The organism is Pseudomonas alkylphenolica (genome assembly GCF_000746525.1).
GTDB lineage: Bacteria > Pseudomonadota > Gammaproteobacteria > Pseudomonadales > Pseudomonadaceae > Aquipseudomonas > Aquipseudomonas alkylphenolica.
In genome coordinates, this window is the sequence record NZ_CP009048.1 from 4,718,264 (window position 1) to 4,737,069 (window position 18,806).

Genomic DNA, 18,806 nt, shown 5'->3' on the forward strand with positions numbered 1-18,806 from the left:
TGAGCACTACCTGTAAACCGGGCGGCATGTTTACTGCAGCCAGCTTACTCGCTGGAGAGCAGGTCCATGGTGTGTTTGTCCATCATTTCCAGGGCGCGGCCACCGCCACGGGCAACACAGGTCAGCGGGTCTTCGGCAACGATCACCGGCAGGCCGGTTTCCTGGGCCAGCAGCTTGTCGAGGTCGCGCAGCAGGGCGCCACCACCGGTCAGCACCAGGCCACGCTCGGCGATGTCCGAAGCCAGCTCGGGAGGCGATTGCTCCAGGGCGCTCTTGACCGCCTGAACGATGGTCGCCAGGGATTCCTGCAGGGCTTCGAGCACTTCGTTGGAATTGAGGGTGAAGGCACGTGGTACGCCCTCGGCCAGGTTACGACCGCGAACATCGACTTCACGCACTTCGCCACCTGGGTAGGCGGTACCGATTTCCTGCTTGATGCGCTCGGCGGTGGATTCGCCGATCAGGCTGCCGTAGTTACGGCGCACGTAGGTCACGATCGCTTCGTCGAAGCGGTCACCACCGACACGCACGGATTCGGCATAGACCACACCATTGAGGGAGATCAGTGCAATTTCAGTGGTACCGCCGCCGATATCGACGACCATCGAACCACGGGCTTCCTCGACCGGCAGGCCGGCACCGATAGCGGCGGCCATTGGCTCTTCGATCAGGAACACTTCGCGGGCACCGGCGCCCAGCGCCGATTCACGGATGGCGCGACGCTCGACCTGGGTCGATTTGCACGGCACACAGATCAGCACGCGCGGGCTTGGCTGCAGGAAGCTGTTCTCGTGAACCTTGTTGATGAAGTACTGCAGCATTTTTTCGCAAACGCTGAAGTCGGCGATCACGCCGTCCTTCATCGGACGAATGGCAGCAATGTTGCCGGGCGTACGGCCCAGCATGCGCTTGGCTTCGGTACCTACCGCGACGACACTTTTCTGGTTGCCGTGAGTACGAATGGCCACAACAGAGGGCTCATTCAGGACGATACCGCGCTCACGCACGTAAATAAGGGTGTTGGCAGTGCCCAGGTCGATGGAAAGATCGCTGGAAAACATGCCACGCAGTTTCTTGAACATGGGAAAGTGACCCTAGGCAACGCGTGGGTAAAAAAGTGCGGCAAACTCTAACAACGGCGGGGATTTTGGGCAAGGCGCCAATATGTTAAATTGGCAGTTTTTCCGAGCAAGCCAGCACACAATCGCGGCCTTATGACCGTAAATCTGCCAGCATGTTCCTCATCGCGGACCAAATCCGTTTTTTGTTTCCCCAGGAGATCCCCATGGCGCTTGAACGCTGCGACGTGGAAAAGATCGCCCATCTGGCCCGACTGGGCCTGAATGAAGCCGATCTGCCACGCACTACCGATGCCCTGAACAGTATTCTGGGACTGGTCGACCAGATGCAAGCCGTCGACACCACTGGCATCGAGCCACTGGCGCACCCGCTGGAAGCCAACCAGCGCTTGCGCGCCGACGTGGTAACAGAAAGTAACCATCGAGACAGCTACCAGGCCATCGCCCCGGCGACGGAGAACGGCCTGTACCTGGTTCCGAAAGTCATCGAGTAAGGGAATAGAGCCTGCCATGCATCAACTGACCCTGGCCGAGATCGCCCGCGGACTCGCCGACAAAAAGTTTTCTTCCGAAGAGCTGACCCGCACCCTGCTGGCGCGGATCAACCAGCTCGACCCGCAACTCAACAGTTTCATCAGCGTCACCGAAGAGCTGGCCATCAGCCAGGCCCGCGCCGCCGACGCCCGTCGCGCCGCCGGTGAGAACGGTCCCCTGCTCGGCGCGCCAATCGCCCACAAGGACCTGTTCTGCACCCAGGGCATCCGCACCAGCTGCGGCTCGAAGATGCTCGACAACTTCAAGGCGCCGTACGATGCCACCGTGGTCAGCAAGCTGGCCGAAGCCGGCACGGTGACCCTGGGCAAGACCAACATGGACGAATTCGCCATGGGTTCTGCCAACGAATCCAGCCACTACGGCCCGGTGAAGAACCCGTGGAACCTTGAGCACGTACCGGGCGGTTCGTCCGGTGGCTCGGCGGCGGCCGTTGCGGCGCGCCTGCTGCCAGCGGCCACTGCCACCGACACCGGCGGCTCGATCCGCCAGCCAGCGGCGCTGACCAGCCTGACCGGGCTGAAACCGACGTATGGCCGGGTTTCGCGCTGGGGCATGATTGCCTACGCCTCGAGCCTCGACCAAGGCGGCCCGCTCGCCCGCACCGCCGAAGACTGCGCACTGCTGCTGCAAGGCATGGCCGGTTTCGACGCCAAGGACTCCACCTGCATCGATGAGCCGGTGCCGGATTACAGCGCCAGCCTGAACAATTCGCTGGAAGGCCTGCGCATCGGCCTGCCGAAGGAATACTTCGGTGCCGGCCTCGACCCTCGTATTGCCGACCTGGTCCAGGCCAGCGTCAAAGAGCTGGAAAAGCTCGGTGCCGTAGTCAAGGAAATCAGCCTGCCGAACATGCAGCACGCGATTCCGGCCTACTACGTGATCGCCCCGGCGGAAGCCTCGTCGAACCTGTCGCGCTTTGATGGCGTGCGCTTCGGCTACCGCTGCGAGAACCCGGTCGATCTCACCGACCTGTACAAGCGCTCCCGCGGCGAAGGCTTCGGTATCGAAGTACAACGCCGGATCATGGTCGGCGCCTACGCCCTCTCGGCCGGTTACTACGACGCCTACTACCTGCAGGCGCAGAAGATCCGCCGCCTGATCAAGAACGACTTCATGGCCGCCTTCAACGAGGTCGACGTGATTCTCGGCCCGACCACGCCAAACCTGGCCTGGAAGATCGGCGCCAAGAACAACGACCCGGTCGCGGAATACCTGGAAGACGTCTACACCATTACCGCCAACCTCGCTGGCCTGCCAGGGCTGTCGATGCCGGCCGGTTTTGTCGATGGTCTGCCGGTTGGCGTGCAGCTGCTCGCCCCGTATTTCCAGGAAGGCCGCCTGCTCAACGTCGCGCACCGCTATCAGCAAGTGACTGATTGGCACACCCGCGCACCTACCGGCTTCTGAGGGATCACCACATGCAATGGGAAGTTGTCATCGGGCTGGAGATTCACACCCAGCTCGCCACCCAGTCGAAGATTTTCTCCGGCAGCGCCACCACGTTCGGTTCCGAGCCGAACACCCAGGCCAGCCTGATCGATCTGGGCATGCCCGGCGTACTGCCGGTGCTCAACCAGGAAGCGGTGCGCATGGCCTGCATGTTCGGTCTGGCGATTGACGCCGAGATCGGCCAGCACAACGTGTTCGCGCGCAAGAACTACTTCTATCCCGACCTGCCCAAGGGTTACCAGATCAGCCAGATGGAACTGCCGATCGTCGGCAAGGGCCACCTGGACATCGCCCTCGAAGACGGCACGGTCAAACGCGTCGGTATCACCCGTGCACACCTGGAAGAAGATGCCGGCAAGAGCCTGCACGAAGACTTCAGCGGTTCCACCGGGATCGACCTGAACCGTGCCGGCACGCCGCTGCTGGAAATCGTTTCCGAGCCGGACATGCGCAACGCCAAGGAAGCCGTGGCCTACGTCAAGGCGATCCACGCCCTGGTGCGTTACCTGGGCATCTGCGACGGCAACATGGCCGAAGGCTCGCTGCGTTGCGACTGCAACGTCTCGGTGCGACCAAAAGGCCAGGTCGAGTTCGGTACCCGCTGCGAGATCAAGAACGTCAACTCGTTCCGCTTCATCGAGCGCGCGATCAACACTGAAATTCAGCGTCAGATCGAGCTGATCGAAGACGGCGGCAAGGTTGTTCAGGAAACTCGCCTGTACGACCCGAACAAGGACGAGACGCGCTCGATGCGCAGCAAAGAGGAAGCCAACGACTACCGTTACTTCCCCGATCCGGACCTGCTGCCAGTGGTGATCGAAGGCGCTTATCTCGACACCATCCGCACCACCCTGCCGGAGCTGCCACCGCAGAAGCGCGAGCGCTTCCAGAGCCAGTTCGGCCTGTCGGCCTATGACGCCAACGTGCTGGCTTCGAGCCGTGAACAAGCCGACTACTTCGAACAAGTGGTTGCGGTGTGTGGCGATGCCAAACTGGCCGCCAACTGGGTCATGGTCGAACTGGGCAGCCTGCTCAACAAGCTGGGCCTGGAAATCGATCAGGCACCGGTGACCGCTGCCCAACTGGGCGGCATGCTGCAGCGCATCCTCGACAACACCATCAGCGGCAAGATCGCCAAGGTGGTGTTCGAGAAGATGGCAGCCGGTGAAGGCGATGCCGACCAGATCATCGAGGCCGAAGGCCTCAAACAGGTGACTGACACGGGTGCGATCGAGAAGGTGCTGGATGAGATGCTCGCGGCCAACGCCGAGCAGGTCGAGCAGTACCGCGCCGCCGATGAAGCCAAGCGCGGCAAGATGTTCGGCTTCTTTGTCGGCCAGGCCATGAAAGCCTCCAAGGGCAAGGCCAACCCGCAGCAAGTGAACCAATTGCTCAAGAGCAAGCTCGAAGGGTAATTCGCGTCGCCTGCTTATCGCGGGGCAAGCCCGCTCCCACAGACAATCTCTGTGGGAGCGGGCTTGCCCCGCGATAGCCACCCCACGGAGCATCTACCCCCATGTGGCGTCCCCTCAGCGCACTCGCGCTCTTTACCCTGCTGGCCGGCTGCGCCAGTCACGATATCGATCCTCGCGGTTACGACAAATCCGGCACCGCCTCCTATTACGGCTCCCGTCACCACGGCAAACGCACCGCCAGTGGCGAGCCCTTCAATCAAAATGCCATGACCGCTGCCCACCGTAGCCTGCCCTTCGGCACCCGGGTCAAAGTCACCAACCTGAACAATGACCGTAGCGTGGTGGTGCGCATCAACGACCGTGGTCCGCACACCCGCGGCCGATTGATTGACCTGTCCCGTGCTGCAGCAGAAAAACTCGGCATGATCCGTAGCGGAACGGCGCGCGTACGGGTACAAAGTCTCAGCGACTGACCCTGCAACGGAGCACGACCATTTTCGACCTGGCCGCCTTACCCACCTTCAGCCTGCTGCAACTGGCTTTTGGCTTGCTGCTGCTCGTCAGCGGCGCCGAGCTATTGGTGCGCTCCGCCCTGCGCGTGGCGTCCAGCCTGCAGGTCCGTCCGCTGATCATCGGCTTGAGCCTGGTGGCCTTCGGCAGCAGTGCGCCGCAGCTGACCGTCAGCCTGCAAGCGGCCTACACCGGCGCTCCGGATGTGGCAGTCGGCAGCGTGATTGGCAGCAACATTTTCAACATCCTGGTCACGTTGGGCCTCGCCGCATTGATCATTCCTTTGCGCGTTTCACGCCAGTTGGTACGCCTGGACATCCCGGTAATGATCGGCGCCAGCCTGCTTGTCTACCTGCTGGCATTCAACGAGCTACTCGGGCGCCTTGAAGGCGCACTGCTGCTGCTTGGATTGCTCGCCTACCTGGCAATCCTCTGGCACCAGTCACGTCACTATGCCCGTACCTTCCCTGCCCCCGGCCCACGACCGCAACAAGGCAGCGGATTCTGGATTACCAGCCTGCTGCTGATGCTGTCCGGATTGGGCTTGTTGAGTCTGGCAGGACACCTGTTACTTGAGGCCGCAGTCGAGGTGGCGGTTGACCTGGGCCTGTCTGAACGGGTCATCGGCCTGACCGTGGTCGCGGTCTGTACCTCGTTGCCGGAACTGGCCACCTCGCTGATTGCTGCCCTGCGCGGCGAACGTGAAATCGCCGTGGGCAACGTCATCGGCAGCAATCTCTTCAACTTGCTGGCCGTGCTTGGCTTGACTGCGCTGGTGGCGCCAGAGCCGCTGTCGATCTCGCCCAACGCCCTGGATTTTGACCTGCCGGTAATGCTCGGTGTCGCCGCCTTGAGCCTGCCGGTGTTCTACTCCGGCTACCGGATAACCCGCGCCGAAGGTCTGGTGTTTCTTGGCTTGTACCTGGCTTATGGTCTGCATGTGGTGGCCTTCACCACCGGCATGCCGTTGGCCACCCGCCTGGAAAAACTGATGCTGTTCTATGCACTGCCAGTGCTCGGGGCGTTGCTGCTGTATACGACCCTGCGCGCCTGGCGCCGCCAACACTAAGGAAAACAATATGGGCGACACCACCAAAACCGGCGAACAGGTCCGCCGCCAGGTCATGGGCGATGCGTTTGTCGATCGCGCACTGGGCAATGCCACCGAGTTCACTCAGCCGCTGCAGGACTTCGTCAATGAACATGCCTGGGGCAGTGTCTGGAGCCGTGAAGGCTTGCCGCTGAAAACCCGCAGCCTGATTACCCTGGCCGCACTGACCGCGCTCAAGTGCCCACAGGAGCTCAAGGGCCACGTCCGTGGCGCCTTGAACAATGGCTGCAGTGTCGAAGAGATTCGCGAAGCGCTATTGCATTGCGCGGTGTACGCCGGCGTCCCTGCGGCCATTGACGCGTTTCGCGCGGCCCAGGAAGTGATCGACAGCTACCAGCAAGGCTGATCGATCACTTGCGCACGGGCCGTCAGTCGGCAGCGACGGCGGCCTTGTGGCCCTTTTTCTTCAGCCAGTAAGCCACGCCCAGCACGGCCAGCCACACGGGGATCAACAGCACCGAAATGCGGATGCCCGGCGTCAGGTACATGATGACCAGAATCAGCGCGAGGAAGGCCAGGCAGACATAGTTGGTCAGCGGGTAGCCCCAGCTTTTGTAGAACGTCGTCTCGCCAGCCGCTTGCTTGGCACGACGGAACTTCAGGTGGGTAATGCTGATGATGCCCCAGTTGATTACCAGCGACGACACCACCAGCGCCATCAACAGGCCGAAGGCTTCGGCCGGCATCAGGTAGTTGATCAGCACGCACAGTCCGGTCGCCAGCGCCGAGATTCCCAGCGCCGCCAGCGGTACACCGCGGTCGTTGACCTTGAGCAGACGCTTGGGCGCATCACCCTGTACGGCCAGGCCGAAGAGCATGCGGCTGTTGCAGTACACGCAGCTGTTGTAAACCGACAATGCCGCCGTCAGCACCACCAGGTTGAGGATGGTGGCCACCAGGTTGCTGTCCAGGGCATGGAAGATCATCACGAACGGGCTGCCGCCCTGCACCACTTTCTGCCACGGATACAGCGACAGCAGCACTGCCAGGGCGCCGATGTAGAAAATCAGGATGCGGTAGATCACCTGATTGGTGGCGCGCGGAATGCTGTACTTGGGGTTGTCGGCTTCGGCGGCGGTGATCCCCACCAGTTCCAGGCCACCAAAGGAAAACATGATCACCGCCAGCGCCATCATCAGGCCGCTGATGCCATTGGGAAAGAAGCCGCCGTATTGCCACAGGTTGGCCACGCTGGCATCCGGCCCACCGTTACCGCTGATCAGCAGGTAGCCACCAAAGGCGATCATGCTGACGATGGCCACCACCTTGATCAGGGCAAACCAGAACTCCATTTCGCCGTAGACTTTCACCTGACTGAGATTGATCAGGTTGATCACCACGAAGAATATCGCCGCCGTCGCCCAGGTCGGGAAGTCTGGCCACCAATACTTGATGTAGATGCCCACCGCCGTCAGCTCAGCCATGCCGACCAGCACATAAAGCACCCAGTAGTTCCAGCCGGACATGAACCCGGCGAACTCGCTCCAATAGCTGTGGGCAAAGTGACTGAAGGTACCGGACACCGGCTCTTCAACCACCATTTCACCCAACTGGCGCATGATGAAAAAGGCAATCAGACCGGCAATGGCGTAACCCAGCAGCACGGACGGGCCGGCCAGCTGGATGGTCTGGGCAATACCGAGGAACAGACCGGTGCCAATCGCGCCACCCAGCGCAATCAACTGGATATGGCGATTTTTCAGCCCGCGGTGTAACCGCTCTGGGGTGATCTCGTCTTGCATGAAGTGTCCTCGAAGGTAAGAGGCAGTGTTGGAATTATTTTCTTACAGAATCTAGATCCAGCCGCCCCACTGCAAGAAAAAGATGCCGATATTGGTGGTAATGGCGGCCATCAGGGTGGTTATGACGATGATTGCCGCCGCCAACTCGTGGTTGCCATTGCTGGACCTGGCCATGACATAGCTGGCCGCCGCCGTCGGGCTGCCGAAGTAAAGAAACAAGATACCCAGCTCGGCCCCGCGAAAACCACAGACAAAGGCGCCAAGGGTAGCGAACAACGGCAGCCAGACCATTTTCAGCAGGCTGACACTGACGGCCAGTCCGCCACTCTGGCGCAACGAGGCGAGCGACAGGGTGCCACCAATACAGATCAGCGCCAGCGGCAGCGTCATCTGCGCCAGATAGTCGCCGGAAGTCAGCAGCCAGTTCGGCAAGGCCACCTGCCCATAGGCCAGCGCCGCCGCCAGCAGCACGCTGATAATCAGCGGGTTGCGCAGAATGCTCTTGCAGATACTCCAGGGGTCGGACTTGGCGCTGGGGCTGTACACCGCCAGCACCACAACCGACAACGAGTTGTAGAGCAGGATCACCAGGCCGGCGAGGATCGCCCCCAGCGAGATGCCGTAGTCGCCATACATGCTGGCGGCCAGCGCCAGGCCAATCACCCCGTTGTTGCCACGAAACGCGCCCTGGGTATAGATCCCGCGGTCTTGCCGTGGACAGCGCCAGATCGCCAGGCCCCAGGCCAGGCCAAAGCCGATCAGGGTGGCAATGGCGAAGTAGAGCAACAGCCCCGGTTGCACGGCAGACGTCAGATCGGCGTGATAGATCCCCAGGAACAGCAACGCCGGCATGCAGACGTTGAACACCAGCGCCGAAGCGGTATGGATGAAGCCGTCGTTGATCGCGTTGATGCGTTTGAGCAGCACGCCCATGAACAACATGGCAAACACCGGTGCCGTGATGTTCAGCGTCTGAAGAAAAAGGGCGAGCATGCAGGGCGGTCCCGTTGGCTGTCGTTAGGGGGCTAATGATACGCCGACAACGACAATCGTGGGTCTATCCCGCTGGTTGTAATTGCCATCCCCGGTGGGAGCGGGCTTGCCCCGCGATGCGATGTGACTGAAAAACCGCAATCGCGGGTCAAGCCCGCTCCCACCGAGTCCCTCAGCGGCGAACCGGGCGCTTCTGCAATTTGCGCTGCAAAGTACGCCGGTGCATGCCCAGCGCACGGGCTGTAGCGGAGATGTTGCCTTCGTGCTCGGTCAGCACCCGCTGGATGTGCTCCCACTGCAGGCGGTCGACCGACATCGGGTTCTCCGGTACCAGGCTGTCGAGGTCAGCATGCTCGGACAGCAACGCGGCCAATACGTCATCGGCATCGGCCGGTTTGCACAGGTAGTTGCAGGCACCGCGCTTGATGGCTTCCACGGCGGTGGCGATGCTTGAGTAACCGGTGAGGATCACTACGCGCATTTCCGGGTCGAGCTCGAGCAGCTTGGGCAACAACACCAGGCCCGAGTCACCATCCATCTTCAGGTCGAGGGTGGCGTAGTCCGGCACATCCTGTTGAGCCAGCAACAATCCCTCTTCAGCGGACCCCGCCGTACTCACGCGAAAACCACGGCGGCTCATGGCCCGGGCCATGACGCGGGTAAAGGTGGCGTCATCATCTACCAGCAACAGGTGCGGGAGCTCTTCGCCTTCAACCTGGATTTCATCACTCATCACACATCTCCTCGCGCGTCACGCGGCAGGCGCAGCTCGGTGAGCGTACCGCCTTCCTCATGACTATAGAGTTTTACCGAGCCGCCAGCACGGGTCACGCTGGCCTTGCTCAAGAACAGGCCCAGGCCGAAGCCTTTACCCTTGGTGGTAAAAAAGGGTTTGCCAATCGATTCAGCAATGGCCGCCGGCACACCAGGACCATGGTCACGGATGCTGATCACCATATCTTGTGCATCCCAGTCCAGGCGCACTTCCAGATCGTCCGGAAAGGCATCGGCTGCATTGTTCAACAGATTCAGCAGGGCCTGGGTCAGATCAGGCGGTGGAGCCAGGCGCGGCACGCTGCCCTGCCCCAGGCGCTGGAAACGGTAGCTGGCTTCAGGACGCATCAGGTGCCAGCGGTTCAGGGCTTCATCCAGCCAGGCCGTGACCTCCTGATCTTCCACTGCCATGCGCCGGTTGGCTTCGGCGGCCCGCACCAGATTCTGCAAGGTTTCCTTGCACAGCTTGACCTGGTCCTGCAGCACCGCCAGGTCTTCCTGCAGCAGCGGATCGTGGTGGTCCTGGCGCATTTCCTTGATCAGCACGCTCATGGTCGCCAACGGCGTACCCAGTTCATGGGCAGCACCAGCGGCCTGGGTCGCGACCGCCAGTAACTGTTCGTCGCGCAGCCCCTCTTCGCGCCGTTCGGCACGCAGCTGCTCCTGACGGCGCAGTTCTTCGGCCATTTTCGCCGCAAAGAAGGTGATCACCGCCGCCGCCAGGGCAATACTCAACCACATGCCGTAGACCTGCATTTTCTCCCGCGCCATGGGGAAGGTCTCCAACGGGTAGAACTGCACCAGCAGCAAACTGTAAGCCGCCAGGGCGATGCCCGAGAGGACCAGTGAATAGACCCAGGGCAAGGTCACCGCGGCAATCGCCAGCGGCACCAGGTAATAGGAAACGAAGGGGTTGGTCGAGCCCCCGGAGTAATACAGCAAGGCACTGTGGATCAGCAGGTCACAGGCCAGCTGGAACGCATACTCCAGCTCAGTGACCGGCAATGACAGGCGCAGGCGCAAGGCAGTGAACGCACACAGCAGGCTCGACAGCCCCAGGGTGATCACCAGTGACAGCCACGGCAGCGGCAGCAGTTCGGTCCAGTAGGCAACGCCCACCGAGCCGGCCTGGGCGGCCAATACCAGAATGCGGATGAAGGTCAGGCGCCAGAGGTTCTGACGGGTTGCGGACAGCAGTTGTACGGGGGCGAGCATGAGCTCTCCTGATGAGTGCTCCAGGGCGAATCGTGGCGAGTATACCGAAGCTGTGCTCTGCTCTGCAGGCATGCGGCAAAGCGCCACACTTTTTTACATAACAATGATGGCCTTTTTGAACCTCACTACACTCCTGCGAGTCACATGGGCCTGCGTGGAATGGATTTCACAGCGTCCACGCCTCATTTTCAAGGAGTCATACATGCTTAACACCCGCCGCAGCGCCGCCCTCGTCATGGCCACCAGCCTGTTCGCCAGCCTGCCCGCGCTGGCAGAAGAACCACGCTACAACCAGATCTCGCTGCGTGCCGAAGTCAGCAAGGAAGTGGCGCGCGACCTGATGATCGTGACCCTGTACAGCGAAGCGCAGAACACCGATCCGGGCAAGCTGGCCAAGGAAATCACCGAGACCATGAACAAGGCCGTGCAACAGGCCCGCGAGGTCAAGGAAGTGAAAATCAGCCAGGGCAGCCGCAACAGCTACCCGATCTATGACAACAAGGGTCAGAAGATCACCGGTTGGCGTGAACGCGCCGAACTGCGCCTGGAAAGTGCCGACTTCCCGGCCTTGTCGAAACTCACCGGGACCTTGCTGCAGGACCTGAAAATGGGCGGCATGGACTTTTCCATTGCCCCGGCCACACGCAAAACCAGCGAGGACGAACTGCTCAAGGACGCCGTCAATGCCTTCAAGACCCGCGCCCAGCTGGCCACTGAAGCCCTGGGTGGCAAAAGCTACAAAGTGGTCAACCTCAACCTCAACAGCAGCGGCTACCCGCACCCTTACGCGCGAAGCGCACCTATGATGATGAAAGCCGGCATGGCCGAAGACGCTGCGCCTGCGCCGGATATCGAAGCCGGCACCAGCCAGGTCAGCCTCAGCGCCGACGGTACCATCGAAGTACAGATGTAACGTTACTGTTGTGCAGATTCGTGGCAGCTGCGGCTGCCACGACGCTTGTTACGCGTAGCAACTCGCCGCACCATTTTGGTGCCAGGCGTGACCAGATTGAAGCGCAACGTCCCCGAAACATACTGAAATACCCCTCGCAAACGATCAACTCCGTAAAAAATTATACGGATGCGACATTCCTGTACGTTCGTCCCACTGTTTGTTGTCACACATCCCTTTGAGTGTTGCATTGGGTATGGGCCCTGCATAAGTATCCGCAGGACGGCTCACAAGGCCCCCTCAAATCAAAAATGACAACAATGAGGCCACCATGCTCAAACACGCGGTCATTCCGTTTCTAGTCGGCGCAGGCTTGCTTGCCGGCGCACCTTCTGCCCTCGCGGCGACTAACCTGGTGTTCTGCTCCGAAGGCAGCCCCGCTGGCTTCGACCCGGGCCAGTACACCACCGGAACCGACTTCGATGCCTCAGCCGAGACTGTCTTCAACCGCCTGAGCCAGTTCGAGCGCGGCGGTACTGCTGTGATTCCGGGCCTGGCCACCAGCTGGGACATTTCCGATGACGGCCTGACCTACACCTTCCACCTGCGTGAAGGGGTCAAGTTCCACACCACCGACTTCTTCAAGCCGACTCGCGAATTCAACGCCGACGACGTCCTGTTCACCTTCAATCGCATGCTCGACAAGGACATGCCGTTCCGTAAGGCCTACCCGACTGAATTCCCATACTTCACCGACATGGGCATGGACAAGAACATCGCCAAGGTGGAGAAGCTCGACGATCACACGGTCAAGTTCACCCTCAATGGCGTCGATGCCGCATTCATCCAGAACCTGGCCATGAGCTTCGCCTCGATCCAGTCGGCCGAATATGCCGATCAGTTGCTCAAGCAAGGCAAGCCCGCCGACATCAACCAGAAGCCGATCGGCACCGGGCCGTTCGTGTTCAGCAAATACCAGAAAGACGCGCAGATCCGCTTCAAGGGCAACAAGGAATACTGGCAGCCCGATGATGTGAAGATCGACAACCTGATCTTCGCCATCACCACCGACGCCTCGGTGCGCATGCAGAAGCTGAAGAAAAACGAGTGCCAGGTCACCCTGTTCCCACGCCCGGCCGACATCGAGCCGCTCAAGGCTGACCCGAACCTGAAGATGCCCGACCAGGCCGGCTTCAACCTCGGTTACATCGCCTACAACGTGATGGACAAGATCAAGGGCAGCAACGAAGCCAACCCGATGGCTCAGCTCAAGGTCCGTCAGGCCCTGGACATGGCGGTGAACAAGCCTGAAATCATCAAATCGGTGTACCAGGGCGCCGGTCAGCTGGCGGTCAACGCCATGCCGCCGACCCAATGGTCCTACGACACCACGATCAAGGACGCACCGTTCGACCCGGAAAAGGCCAAGCAACTGCTCAAGGAAGCCGGGGTCAAGGAAGGTACCGAGATCACCCTCTGGGCCATGCCGGTGCAACGCCCGTATAACCCCAACGCCAAGCTGATGGCCGAGATGCTCCAGTCCGACTGGAAGAAGATCGGCATCAACGCCAAGATCGTCAGCTACGAGTGGGGTGAGTACATCAAGCGCTCCAAAGGTGGCGAGAACGGCGCCATGCTGATTGGCTGGAGCGGTGACAACGGTGACCCGGACAACTGGCTCGGCACCCTGTTCGGTTGCGATGCCATCGCCGGTAACAACTTCTCCAAATGGTGCGACAAGCCCTACGACGACCTGATCAAGCAGGCCAAGGCCACCTCCGACCAGGCCAAGCGTACCGAGCTGTACAAGCAGGCCCAGCACCGCCTCAAAGACCAGGTGCCGATGACACCGATCGCCCACTCGACGGTGTATCAACCCATGCGCAGCACCGTACAGGACTTCAAAATCAGTCCGTTCGGCTTGAACTCCTTCTATGGGGTAAGCGTGACCAAATAGCAGCCGCCAGCGCTGGTCCCGGACACCACATGGCGTCCGGGACCTTAACCTGATGGCCTGGCAGGTCAGCCGCTAGCGCATCGACATGGAAACGTCGCACGCCCTTTCGGACACCTCCTACACATCGTTGCGTAATCGCACCTATCGACAACGCCGTGACGGCTCTACCGTCAAGGCAGTGTCGTAGTCGGCGCGATGCGTACCGCTGTGCGCCATGGACCGCTCAAAACAACAAGAAATCAAGGATCGTCATGCGCCATACGCCAATTTTTGCAGCACTACTGGGCCTCGGCCTGCTCGCTCAGGCCCCCGTGAGCCTGGCCAAGAACCTGGTGTTCTGCTCCGAGGGCAGCCCCGGTGGTTTCGACACCGCCCAGTACACCAGCGCCACCGACAACGACGCCGCCGAGCCGATCTACAATCGCCTGGTCGAATTCGAACGCGGCGCCACTGCGGTCAAACCGGCCCTGGCCAAAAGCTGGGAAGTGTCCGCTGACGGCCTGACCTACACCTTCCACCTGCGTGAAGGGGTCAAGTTTCACAGCAACAAGGACTTCACCCCCAGCCGGGAGATGAACGCCGACGACGTGCTGTTCACCTTCAATCGAATGCTCGACAGGGAGCACCCGTTTCGCAAGGCCTACCCCACCGAGTTCCCCTACTTCGTCGGCATGAGCCTGGACAAGAACATTGCCCGGGTCGAGAAGACCGCGCCGATGACCGTGGTGTTCACCCTCAACAGCGTTGACGCCGCATTCGTGCAGAACCTGGCGATGAGTTTCGCCGCCATCCTTTCAGCCGAGTACGCCCACCAGTTGATGACCTCCGGACGCCCCAGCGACATCAACCAGAAACCGATCGGTACCGGCCCGTTCGTGTTCCAGCGTTACCAGAAGGACTCGCAGATCCGCTATCGCGGCAACAAGGACTACTGGGACCCGGCTCAGGTCAAGCTCGACCAGCTGATCTTTTCGATCAACATCGACCCTTCGGTGCGTATCCAGAAGCTGCGCAAGAACGAGTGCCAGATCACCCTGCATCCACGCCCGGCCGACCTCGATGCGCTGAAGAATGACCCGCAGTTGCAGGTTATCGAAAAGCCCGGTTTCAACCTTGGCTACATCGCTTACAACGTCCGGCACAAACCCTTCGACCAGCTTGAAGTACGCCAGGCGATGGACATGGCGGTGAACAAACCGGCCATCGTCAAGGCGGTGTACCAACAGGCCGGACAACTGGCGGTGGGCAGCATGCCGCCGACCCAGTGGTCCTATGACGAAAGCATCAAGGACGCCGGCTACAACCCGGACAAGGCCCGCGAGTTGCTCAAGGCTGCCGGGGTCAAGGAAGGCACTGAAATCACCCTCTGGGCCATGCCCGTGCAACGCCCCTACAACCCCAACGCCAAACTGATGGCCGAGATGCTTCAGGCCGACTGGGGCAAGGTCGGGTTGAAGGTGAAGATCGTCAGCTACGAATGGGGCGAATACCTCAAGCGCACCAAGGACGGCGAACACGATATCTCGCTGATCGGCTGGACCGGCGACAACGGCGACCCGGACAACTGGCTGGGCACGCTGTACAGCTGCGACGCCATCGGCAGCAACAACTACTCCATGTGGTGCGACCCGCAATACGACGCGCTGGTCAAGAAAGCCAAGACCATCACCGACCGTGAGCAGCGCAGCGTGCTTTATCAACAGGCCCAGCAGCGCCTCAAGCAGCAGGTGCCAATTACCCCGATCGCCCACTCGACGGTCAACCAGCCGCTCAGTGCCAAGGTCGAGGACTTCAAGGTAAGCCCCTTCGGGCGCAACGTCTTTTCTGGCGTAAGCCTCGATTAACCCCTGCAACGCCCAAGGGAGTGCAACCCACTCCCGCGGGCGCTTGCAGCCTGAATATGCCCGATTGTCGTCGTGCAAACGTTTGCAACCCTTGTTCCACCCAGAAAGACGCCCGGCTCACAAGGCCAGGCGGCAACTAAAAAAAGAAAAGAAAGGGAGCTTTACCTTGAGACCAACCAAAACCGCAGTACTGGCATTGTCCTTGAGTGGCCTGTCAGCCATGGCCCAGGCCGAACCCGTGAGCCAGGACTTTGTTCCGGTCAGCGTCAAATCCACCAGCGCCCAGAGTGAAGCCAAAGGCTTTATCGAAGGCCAGAGCCTGTCCGGCTCGACCCGCAACTGGTATGCCCGCGAACGCGCCACCCGTGCACCGCTATGGAAGTACTACAAAAGCGACGGCACTCGCCACGACACACACAGCCGCGACAACTGGGTGCAAGGCACCATCCTCAACTACAGCTCGGGCTTCACCGAGGGTGCCATCGGTTTCGCCACCGAAGTCGCTGCCTACAACGCCATCGCCCTCGAGCAGGGCCGCGCAGCGGTGGCCGGACCGAACAACCGTACCCTGACCCACAGTGACGGTGACGTCATCGGCCAATGGAGCAAGATGGGCCTGGCCAACGTCAAGGCCCGCGTCTCCAACACCACCTTGACCGCCGGTCGCCAGTCCATCGACACCCCGGTCATCGCCTACATCGGCAACCGTGCCTTGCCGTCGAGCTTCGAGGGCGTGACCATCCGCAGCGAAGAATTCGACAACCTGGCCTTCGATATCGGCACTTTCGACCGGCTTTCACAGCGGACCGAACAAGGCACCAGCAAATTTGTCGCCGAGTACGGTGATCGCGCCTTTGAGGCCGATCACGTCAATATCGCCGGTGTGAACTACCAGCCACTGAAGAGTTTGAATACCAGCTTCTACGTGTCCAACGTCGAAGACTTGTGGAACCAGTACTATTTCGGTGCCAACCACGTGCTGGGCGATAGTTCGGTATTGAGCCTTACCACCGGCTTGAACTACTACAAGACCAAAGATGAAGGCAAAAGCCAACTCGGTGAGATCGACAACGACACCTACAGTCTGTCGTTCGGCCTGACGCACCAGGCGCACAACCTGAGCTTCTCCTACCAGCAGGTCAACGGTAACGAATACTTCGATTACCTGCACGACACCAATGCGATCTACCTGGCCAACTCCCTGCTTTCGGACTTCAACGGCCCGAACGAGAAATCGATGCAGATCGCCTATGTACTGAACATGGCCCAGTACGGCGTACCCGGCCTCAAGTTCAACCTGTACAACGCCCGTGGCTGGGGTATCGACGGCACCCACTACACCGGCACCGGCTATGACGTGAAGAAGCTGGACGACGAGAACCACTATGAGTGGGGTATCGGTACCACTTACGCGGTACAAAGCGGCTCACTCAAGGACACCACCATCCGCGCCACCTACACCGCGCACCGCGCCAGCAAGAACCAGGGTGACGGCAGCCTGGACGAGCTGCGTATCGTGACCACCATTCCATTCAACATTCTCTAAGCGTCAGTTGTCGCGGCCGGTTCACCGAACCGGTCGTGGCGACTACGCTGGCTTAATTGATAGCAGGGAGGTTTCATGAAATTGCTACCGCTTCAGGCTGCCCTGGCAGCCATCCTGTTGAGCACCGCGGCGGGCCTGGCGGCCAAGCCGCTGGTGGTGTGTACCGAGGCCAGCCCGGAAGGCTTCGATATCGTCCAGTACACCACCGCGGTAACCGCCGACGCATCGGCCGAAACCGTGTTCAACCGCCTGGTAGACTTCAAGCCCGGCACCACTACCATCCAGCCGGCCCTGGCCGAACGCTGGGAGATCAGCGACGACGGCCTGACCTACACCTTCCATCTGCGCAAAGGGGTGAAGTTCCACAGCACCGACTACTTCACGCCGACCCGCGAGATGAATGCCGACGACGTGCTGTGGAGTTTCCGACGCCAGCTCGACCCGAACCACCCGTGGCACAACAAGACCAGCATTGGCTTCCCGTATTTCGAGAGCATGGGTTTCAAGGACCTGCTCAAGAGCGTCGAGAAAACCGACGATCACACCGTGGTCTTCACTCTCACCCGCCCGGAAGCGCCGTTCCTGCCTGACCTGGCCATGGCCTTCACCTCGATCTATTCCGCCGAGTACGGCGATCAGCTGCTCAAGACCAACAAGACCGCCGAACTCAACAGCAAGCCGATCGGCACCGGCCCGTTCATTTTCCAGCGCTACGTCAAGGACGCCCAGGTCCGCTACAAGCCCAACCCCGACTACTTCCGTGGCAAGCCACCGGCCGATGCGCTGATCTTCGCCATCGCCAGCGACAACAATGTGCGCCTGCAGAAGCTCAAGGCCAACGAATGCCAGGTGGCGCTGTATCCCAAGCCCGACGACATCCCCAGCATCAAGAACGACCCCAAGCTGAAAGTCGCCGAGATGGAAGCCCTGACCACCGGTTACATCTCGCTCAACACCGAGCACAAATACCTGAGCGACGTGCGTGTGCGCAAAGCCATCAACATGGCCTTCGACCGCCAGACCCACGTCGACCAGTTGTTCGGCAAGGGTAATGCACTGGTCGGCGTCAATCCCTACCCACCGACCCTGATGGGCTACAACACCGCCAACCAGAACCCGCCCCGCGACCTCGACAAGGCCCGCGCCCTGCTCAAGGAAGCCGGGGTACCGGAGGGAGCGGTGCTGACCCTGTTCACCCGCAACGGCGGTGGCCCGACCAACCCCAACCCGCAGTTGAGCGCCCAGATGCTCCAGGCCGACCTGGCCAAGATCGGCCTGAAAGTCGACATCCGCGTGATGGAATGGGCCGAAATGCTGCGCCGGGCCAAGAAGGGCGAGCCCGACATGGTGTCTACCGGCTGGGCCGGTGACAACGGCGACCCGGACAACTTCCTCACCCCGCTGCTCAGCTGCGATGCAGTGAAAAGCGGCGAGAACTATGCCCGCTGGTGCAACCAGAAATTCCAGACGTTGATCGACGACGCCCGCAAGGTAACCGACACGGATGAGCGCGCAGCGCTCTATGTAAAGGCGCTGGCGGTGTACGATGAAGACCAACCGTGGATCAGCATGGCGCATCCGAAGATGTTCACCGCCATGCGCAACAACGTTGAGGGGTACCACATCAACCCCCTCACCAATAACAACTTCGCCACTACCCAGGTGAAGTAGAACAAGAACGGCCGCCGGCGCCCTACCCGGGTGCTGGCGGACATGCCTGAGCG

At 60.8% G+C, this 18,806-nt stretch carries 16 protein-coding genes; 11 read left to right on the top strand and 5 right to left on the bottom strand.

The window, feature by feature from the left end; translation table 11 throughout:
* Positions 1–44: 44 nt before the first annotated feature.
* Complete coding sequence (gene mreB / locus PSAKL28_RS21620) at positions 45–1,082, bottom strand: rod shape-determining protein MreB (RefSeq protein ID WP_008371426.1); 1,038 nt, start codon at positions 1,080–1,082, stop codon at positions 45–47.
* A gap of 203 nt (positions 1,083–1,285) precedes the next feature.
* Here mreB and gatC point away from each other — a divergent pair, with 203 nt between their 5' ends.
* From gatC to PSAKL28_RS21650, 6 genes are all read left to right on the top strand, one after another.
* Positions 1,286–1,573, top strand: a complete 288-nt coding sequence (gatC, locus tag PSAKL28_RS21625; RefSeq protein WP_038614429.1) for an Asp-tRNA(Asn)/Glu-tRNA(Gln) amidotransferase subunit GatC — start codon at positions 1,286–1,288, stop codon at positions 1,571–1,573.
* 16 nt (positions 1,574–1,589) lie between these two features.
* Positions 1,590–3,041 carry an Asp-tRNA(Asn)/Glu-tRNA(Gln) amidotransferase subunit GatA gene (gene gatA, locus PSAKL28_RS21630; RefSeq protein ID WP_038614431.1) on the top strand — a complete coding sequence of 484 codons (1,452 nt, stop codon included), beginning with the start codon at positions 1,590–1,592 and terminating at the stop codon, positions 3,039–3,041.
* Between the two features lie 11 nt (positions 3,042–3,052).
* Positions 3,053–4,498 (top strand): Asp-tRNA(Asn)/Glu-tRNA(Gln) amidotransferase subunit GatB, encoded by a 1,446-nt coding sequence (gene gatB, locus PSAKL28_RS21635; RefSeq protein WP_038614433.1) that lies wholly within the window; start codon positions 3,053–3,055, stop codon positions 4,496–4,498.
* Positions 4,499–4,599: 101 nt separating this feature from the next.
* Positions 4,600–4,971: a septal ring lytic transglycosylase RlpA family protein gene (locus PSAKL28_RS21640; protein WP_038614435.1), complete on the top strand. Its 372-nt coding sequence runs from the start codon at positions 4,600–4,602 to the stop codon at positions 4,969–4,971.
* 62 nt (positions 4,972–5,033) lie between these two features.
* Complete coding sequence (locus tag PSAKL28_RS21645) at positions 5,034–6,077, top strand: calcium/sodium antiporter (protein WP_084589133.1); 1,044 nt, start codon at positions 5,034–5,036, stop codon at positions 6,075–6,077.
* 10 nt (positions 6,078–6,087) lie between these two features.
* The gene (locus PSAKL28_RS21650) at positions 6,088–6,465 is read left to right on the top strand and encodes a carboxymuconolactone decarboxylase family protein (RefSeq protein ID WP_038614437.1); all 378 of its coding nucleotides are present in this window, start codon (positions 6,088–6,090) and stop codon (positions 6,463–6,465) included.
* Positions 6,466–6,487: 22 nt separating this feature from the next.
* Here PSAKL28_RS21650 and PSAKL28_RS21655 read toward each other — a convergent pair whose 3' ends face one another.
* The 4 genes from PSAKL28_RS21655 to PSAKL28_RS21670 all read right to left on the bottom strand — a co-directional run bounded on the left by PSAKL28_RS21655 (position 6,488) and on the right by PSAKL28_RS21670 (position 10,843).
* Positions 6,488–7,861, bottom strand: a complete 1,374-nt coding sequence (locus tag PSAKL28_RS21655; protein WP_038614439.1) for an amino acid permease — start codon at positions 7,859–7,861, stop codon at positions 6,488–6,490.
* Between the two features lie 51 nt (positions 7,862–7,912).
* Entirely contained in the window at positions 7,913–8,854 is a 942-nt protein-coding gene (locus PSAKL28_RS21660) for an AEC family transporter (RefSeq protein WP_038614441.1), read from the bottom strand.
* A 172-nt stretch (positions 8,855–9,026) separates the two neighbouring features.
* Positions 9,027–9,587 (bottom strand): response regulator transcription factor, encoded by a 561-nt coding sequence (locus tag PSAKL28_RS21665; RefSeq protein WP_038614443.1) that lies wholly within the window; start codon positions 9,585–9,587, stop codon positions 9,027–9,029.
* Positions 9,587–10,843, bottom strand: coding sequence for an ATP-binding protein (locus PSAKL28_RS21670; RefSeq protein ID WP_038614446.1), 1,257 nt, complete (start codon positions 10,841–10,843; stop codon positions 9,587–9,589). Before PSAKL28_RS21670 ends, PSAKL28_RS21665 begins: the two co-directional genes overlap by 1 nt.
* Positions 10,844–11,045: 202 nt before the next feature.
* Here PSAKL28_RS21670 and PSAKL28_RS21675 point away from each other — a divergent pair, with 202 nt between their 5' ends.
* From PSAKL28_RS21675 to PSAKL28_RS21695, 5 genes are all read left to right on the top strand, one after another.
* On the top strand, positions 11,046–11,756 hold the full coding sequence (locus PSAKL28_RS21675; RefSeq protein ID WP_038614448.1) for an SIMPL domain-containing protein: 711 nt from the start codon (positions 11,046–11,048) through the stop codon (positions 11,754–11,756).
* 310 nt (positions 11,757–12,066) lie between these two features.
* The gene (locus PSAKL28_RS21680; protein ID WP_038614450.1) at positions 12,067–13,692 is read left to right on the top strand and encodes an ABC transporter substrate-binding protein; all 1,626 of its coding nucleotides are present in this window, start codon (positions 12,067–12,069) and stop codon (positions 13,690–13,692) included.
* Positions 13,693–13,943: 251 nt separating this feature from the next.
* Positions 13,944–15,536 (top strand): ABC transporter substrate-binding protein, encoded by a 1,593-nt coding sequence (locus tag PSAKL28_RS21685; RefSeq protein WP_038614453.1) that lies wholly within the window; start codon positions 13,944–13,946, stop codon positions 15,534–15,536.
* A gap of 220 nt (positions 15,537–15,756) precedes the next feature.
* A complete protein-coding gene (locus tag PSAKL28_RS21690) occupies positions 15,757–17,082 on the top strand; it encodes an OprD family porin (RefSeq protein WP_051939517.1) in 1,326 nt (441 codons plus the stop codon).
* A 75-nt stretch (positions 17,083–17,157) separates the two neighbouring features.
* Positions 17,158–18,753, top strand: a complete 1,596-nt coding sequence (locus tag PSAKL28_RS21695) for an ABC transporter substrate-binding protein (RefSeq protein WP_038614458.1) — start codon at positions 17,158–17,160, stop codon at positions 18,751–18,753.
* Positions 18,754–18,806: the final 53 nt, after the last annotated feature.